This window comes from Deferribacterota bacterium (assembly GCA_034189185.1).
In the GTDB taxonomy this organism is placed as follows: Bacteria; Chrysiogenota; Deferribacteres; order Deferribacterales; family UBA228; genus UBA228.
Window position 1 is genome coordinate 1 of sequence record JAXHVM010000100.1, and the last position, 6,577, is coordinate 6,577.

4 protein-coding genes are annotated in these 6,577 nt (G+C 29.6%); all 4 read right to left on the reverse strand.

What is annotated here, in order from left to right; translation table 11 throughout:
* On the reverse strand, positions 1–980 hold a 980-nt coding region (gene hisC, locus SVN78_07345), incomplete at its 3' end, for a histidinol-phosphate transaminase (GenBank protein MDY6821419.1).
* Positions 973–2,061 (reverse strand): prephenate dehydratase, encoded by a 1,089-nt coding sequence (pheA, locus tag SVN78_07350; GenBank protein ID MDY6821420.1) that lies wholly within the window; start codon positions 2,059–2,061, stop codon positions 973–975. The genes hisC and pheA, both read right to left, overlap by 8 nt.
* Before the next feature lie 87 nt (positions 2,062–2,148).
* A complete protein-coding gene (locus SVN78_07355; GenBank protein MDY6821421.1) occupies positions 2,149–4,695 on the reverse strand; it encodes a BamA/TamA family outer membrane protein in 2,547 nt (848 codons plus the stop codon).
* Between the two features lie 28 nt (positions 4,696–4,723).
* Positions 4,724–6,577 (reverse strand): translocation/assembly module TamB domain-containing protein (locus tag SVN78_07360; GenBank protein ID MDY6821422.1); only part of this gene is annotated, 1,854 nt, incomplete at its 5' end.

The following is a 6,577-nucleotide window of genomic DNA, read 5'->3' on the forward strand; positions in this document are numbered from 1 at the left end:
ATACCTTCTTTCAAAAGATTTTCAAAAACTCTTTTTCCATCTTTTACATCTATCAATATAAAGTTCGCCTCGCTCTTAATATATCTGTAACCTAATTTATTCAATTCACTATATAGATAATATTTACCTTCTATGTTATTATTATAAGTGGCCTCTAAATGTTCTTTATCATCTAAAGCAGCAATCGCTGCAACTTGAGCTAAAGAATTTACATTAAATGGCTGCCTTACCCTATTTAGCAAATCTGCAATCTCTTTACTAGTTATTCCATAACCAACCCTCAAACCAGCAAGACCATATGCTTTTGAAAAAGTTCGCATAATTATGAGATTTTTAAAGTTAGCCAGCAAATCAAGACTTTTAGGAAAATCACTAGCCTCTGCAAATTCGCGGTAGGCTTCATCTAATACAATAATCTTATCTTTATCAACCCTTCCTAAAAAAGTAATTAGCGCTGATTCATTAAAATATGTACCTGTAGGATTGTTTGGATTGGCAAGGAAGATTATTTTTGTATTCTTTTCAATATGCTGAATTATCCTATCAAAATCATATTCAAAACTTGCACTGAGCCGCACTTTTTTACAAAAACTTCCTACAATCTTTGATATAAGATAGTACTCAGAGAAGGAAGGAGAAATACTTAATGCATGTTCACCACTTCTTAAAAATGTTAATAATATTATCTCAATTAAATCATCTGAACCATTTCCAAAAACAATCTCATCTTGATCTATATTAAATTTATCTGAAATAGCCCTCCTTAGATATCTAGCATCTCCAAGGGGATAAATATGTAAATTATCTAAAAATTTTACTATTGCATCCTTTGATTTTTTAGGTGTGCCAAGAGGATTTTCGTTTGAAGCCATCTTTATTACTTTATTAAGGCCATATAAATCTATAACCTCGCTAGTCGATAAACCTGGTTTATAGGGTTCAATAGACAAAACATCTTCTCTTACTAGCCTATTATACATCTTTCATCTCTCCCTTTCTGTAAGACCCTAATATTTTTATAAAATTTACCTTTTTTGACAATTCTTCTAATGCTTCTTTTACAGTATCGCAATCAATATGTCCATCAATATCTACAAAAAATACATATTTCCAAGCCTCTCTCTTTGACGGGCGTGATTCAATTTTACTCATATTTATATCATATTTAGCAAATATATCTAAAGCATTAAAGAGGGCACCTGCTTTATGTGGAACAGAAAACATAATAGATGTTTTATCATACCCTGTAAAAGGTTGCACATCCCTTCCTATAACAAAAAAACGGGTATAATTATTTAGACTATCCTGTATTTCAGGGCAAACAACCTTTAAATCATACAGCAGAACAGCGGCCTCAGAAGCAATTGCAGCAGCTGAAATATCTTTTGCGGCAATCAAAGCTGCTTTAGCAGTAGACTCTACCTCTATTATTGGGATATCATTCACCGTTGACGATAAAAATTTTTTACACTGTGCAATTGCTTGAGGGTGAGAATAAATTTTTTTTATATCTTCAATATTTCCAGTTTTATTTATTAAATTATGCTTAACCTTTATATATATTTCACTGCATATCTTTAGTTTAGTATCAAAGAACATATCAATTGCATGTGTGACAACCCCTTCCAATGAATTTTCAATAGGTATAATACCATATGTTGCCTTACCTCTTTCAACCTCTTCAAATACTTCCTCAATACTACCAATGGAAATAAATTCAGCTGATAAACCAAAATATTTAATAGCAGCTAAATTAGTAAAAGTGCCAGGTGGACCCAAATAGGCAACCCTTAACTTATTCTGCGCACTTCTACAAGCAGATATTATTTCTCTATATATATTAATTAAATATCTATCTTCTAAGGGTCCATTATTTAACTTTTTTATCTTATTGTAGATTTCATACTCCCTCTCTGGAGCAAAAATAGGAAGGTTGTTATCCTCCTTTAACTCACCAATTTTTTTAGCATAATTTGCTCTCTCATTGATGAGTTCTAATATCTTAGTATCTAATTCATCTATCTTTCCTCTTAATGTATTAATATCTACTTTTTCTTTCATCTATTATCAATCTACGAATTAAAATATAATTAAATAAAATATTATAAATTTTGAGATAGGGCAAGCATTTTTAATGGTTTCAATTTATTAAAAAGTAGTTTCGAATGATATGTAAAAAGCTTGTCTACTTTTTTCATTATCTTCAGGATTCACAGCATAACTTGTAGTGAAGGAGCCAACCTTAGATTTCAGTTCAAACATTAAACCTATATCCTTATACCCATGACTATCATTAAAATCGTCAAAAGCATCGCCTATCTCAAAAAAAGGCCCTAGATAGACCATTGGAAACAAGTTGTACGCCAAATAAAAGAGACTATAATAATAATATTTGCCCCCATAAACTACACCATTTCTGTCTTCACTGCCAATCTCTCTATAGTCATAAGCCTTCATTTTATTGGGCCCACCCAAGGTATATCTATAGACAGCTGGTATATCACTATTACTACCTGCTATTGCTCCTATCTCACCTTTTACTGTAATCAAAATCTTAGCAATTGACTTATAAAGGGAGAGACCAAATTCATTTTTATAAAAATCATCGTCCTTAAAAAAATTAACTGGAGTAAGTCTAAAATCAAATATAGCCCCATTTTTAGGGCTATATTTATTATCCACTAAATAGTATTTGTATTCTAAACTTAAACCATAATTATCGTACTCTCTTTCAAAAATATTTTCTATCTCTTCAGTAAAATCAGTCTCATATATATCTAGATGCTCATAATAAACTAGTGCTCCCAAGAAATAATTTACACCTATCTTGTTAAAGCCTAAATTAAATCTAGAGCGTCTATAATCGAAATCATCTTCATCTCTATCTCTAAATGAAAAAGATGATATATTGCTTAAGTTATATCCAAATATATCAAAACCGGTCAACGAAAAGCCAATTTCCTTTTCCTTAGAGGTTACACCACCTAAAATCTCTAAGCTATTCATAGAACCTAGAAAGTTTTTTCTGACATATCCAAGAAAAAAACTTATTTTATCAACATTATCATAGCCCAAACTCCCATAAAACCGATTTTTAGGGCTCTCTTCAGTATATACAACAAGATCTGCTGTATTATTATCATTGTAATAAATTGGCCTAATGTGATATGATTCTATATGGGGTTGTTTATCAATAGTATCACGTAGCTTTTGTATATCCCTATTTATTATAAATCTTTCTCTATTTAAATATCTTTTGACAACCCTTTCATAAATAAGGGGTTTATAAATATATACATCCTCTATCACCGCTTTCCTATAATCAGCCTTAAAATATAGATCAACTACATTTAAACTATCAATAACACTCTTCTTACCTAAGGACAAATTAATAAGATAATAAATTTTTGATAGTCTATCCCTCAAATTCTTTTTTATTGTTTCAATGTCTTCTTTCTCTGCAGTAATATTTAAATTTTTTTTATATAACCTGCCATTTAGATATATATCCCTAATTGTGTATTTACTACCCTCTTCAACATTTCCTTTGACAATTAATGTTTTATCCTTTGCGTCAATATATAAAGCAACTAATGGACTATAATAACCTCTTTCCTTTAAATTAGAGATAATAAATGATTTGATATTATTTATAAAATTAAAATCTGTGGCATATATGCCTAACTTTTTTATTAAACCAATCATTTGTTTATCATCTGATCTCTTAAAATCTATATCATATTCTACCCTGTCGTAGGAGCCTCTATAGGTAATGGAGACAGATAATATGTTTTTTTCAACATCTATATTTACTAGTGGCTGCATATAGAGCTTAGATATTAAAAATCGTTGAATTTTTAACTCAGATTCTCTAATAGAGAAAATGTCTATTCCCTTAAGATTATCACTTATTATATTTATTATCTCATTTTTTAGTTTATCTGGTACGCCATTAACATGAAAATTGTATTTTTCACCTAGCTCAACTTTATATACTATAATTACGTTTTTATGGAAGAAGGGGATAATTGACAGTACAGTTGAAAAAGGCATATTAAGATTTACAAAGGGATGGGTAAAGGAGCTATCCTTTAAACTATATTCTATTTTACTATTAATATACCCTTCTTTATTCAGAGATTTTCTTAGCTGATTTCTATAATAATCGACTGTTTTCTTGTTAAATGCAGAAGGAACTATATTTATCCCTGCGATATTAAATAGATTTAAACCATTATCCTTTATTTTTTCTAAATATGTAAATTCTCTACCTCTTTCATTTTCAATCTCAACAAATACATCATCTACTACATAAAGTTTCCCTTCCTCTATTCTAACAATAAGATTTCCCTTATCATAAGATACCTTTTTAATAGCCGCATCAACATAACCATTTTCCTTGTAGTACTTAACAATATTGTCCTTCATTTTTTCTATATTAACTTTACTAAGCTCCATACCGCGCCTTACACCTGAAGCTCTAATTATTGTGCTATCTAGAAAAGCTATATTATCTTTTATATCTATATTTTTGATTTTTTCTTCTTTTCCAACAAACAATTTGTCATCCTTAAAGCTATAATTGTGAACATCAATTATTTCCAATAAGTCCTCAACACCTCTTTTTCCATGTTTTTCATTAACCTCTAATATAATATTTTTCAATTGAGCATCGACATTGCCTTCTATTTCCATTGGCAAGCTGTCATTTACAAAAATTAAACTAAAAATCAGTAAAAAAAGAAAAACCAAAGCCCGAACCACCCCTATTTTCTGAATAACAAATCAGTTTAAACCAATCTAATAGACTATATTCACCAACGACCTCTCCACCCTCCTCATCACTACTTGTGTTTACAACATAATTTACCTCAAACCTATCAGAAAATCGCCTACCTATTTTTAAAGAATTTATATATTCACCTTCAACATTACTCTGCTCAAAACCTATGCTATTTATACCTATTATATTCTCAGTAACATTTAGTAGGTCGCCTAAAAGTACCCCAGCAAATATATCTGTTATTAAATTTTGTGGGTTATAGCTAGATTTAGTCTCATATAAACCTCTGTTACTAGGATTTAAATCTATTATGCTAATATTGTAATTAGGTAAATTACCAGTGATCTTTAAAACTATATAGCTATAATTTCCTGTACCACGTGCCTCTAAGTATAAATAAGGGGGCAATGTCCCTCTAAAAAGAATATAATTATCAAATATCACCAATTTCTCTTGACCAATTGTTATATAAGAATCAGAGGTATATAATTTTCCAAAAACCTTAAGTTCTTTGTCATAGATTACATTTAAATTTACGTTAACATTGGCATTAGCATATTTATTATCAATTTTTACAGGATTGATAGTTTTTACATTTAAATTAATATCAACCGGCAATTTAATATTAGAGGTGCCTGCTGAAGTGGTTTTAACATAACCGCCCACATCATAATATGATTTAACTAAGAAAACATCGCCCTTCAGTTTTCTTTCGGAGCTATCATAAGAAAGATCTAGATTAAACATCCCTGAAAAACCTAATTTATTTATATATATATGTTTGCCTTTTATATCTAGTGAGGAATCCAGATAATCCATATAGTTATTGGTTTTATAACTAATATTCAAATAAGAATCTAATTCATTTAACACAGCATTAAACGTTATATTTAAACCATCAAATTTAATATTAAATTTATTAATAGGTAATTTCAGATAAAGGCCCTCCCAATTTACTTTACCCCTACCATTGACCTCACCAGATAACATAACTGGATCCTTATAATTATAATAAAACCCCACACCACCCACTGTCTTTAATAAGAACATATTGTTATACTCTAAAATACCATTATTAAGATCAATATCCCCTTTTATGCCTTTTTCATTTATATCCACATCTATTAGTTTCATATTCTTAAATATCTCATTACTTATATTGCAATTAAAACCCTTAATCCCCTTTTTATCTGCAAAAAATTGGATGTCATTTAAAAGGATCTCTCCTAGTGGTTGTATATTAATAGACCCCTTCCTAGCTGTAATATTAAAAGCAAAATCACTTAAATATTTTACTTTTAGTGGTAAAGAAAGAGTAATCTTTTCTTTATATTGGGCATTTATACCAATAAGAAATTTAAATGGCTCTGTCCTTTTGTAATCAATGTTAAGGCTATAGTCCTTAAAATTAAAATCTGCCTTGGCCTTTCTTAAATCACCTTTTATATTTAGAACACCTCTGCCAGGTGACACATTAAGTAGCTCTCCATATATATTAAAACTAGGATCAGTAATCATACCATCTACCAATATCCTTACATTTTTCGCCTCAAATAAATTATTTTTTATATGAGGGCTCTCAATATCAACATGGATATTTTTATTACTAAAAGAATAGTATGCTAAATCCTTAAAATTGTGATTATCAATATTTAATTCTTTCAAAATCAATCTCTCTTTGTTATAAATAACGTAGAGATTGAATCTATTAAATATTGACCCCTTTAAGGCAGCCCTACCCTTTATTAAAAGGCCATCATTATAACTACCGTTAATATCGAAAGTTAATAGACT

What these genes read in the sequence shown, in the direction of transcription:
- pheA (MDY6821420.1), bottom strand. Translation starts at nt 2,061, where the DNA reads ATGAAAGAAAAAGTAGATATTAATACATTAAGAGGAAAGATAGATGAA.
- SVN78_07355 (MDY6821421.1), bottom strand. Translation starts at nt 4,695, where the DNA reads ATGGAAATAGAAGGCAATGTCGATGCTCAATTGAAAAATATTATATTA.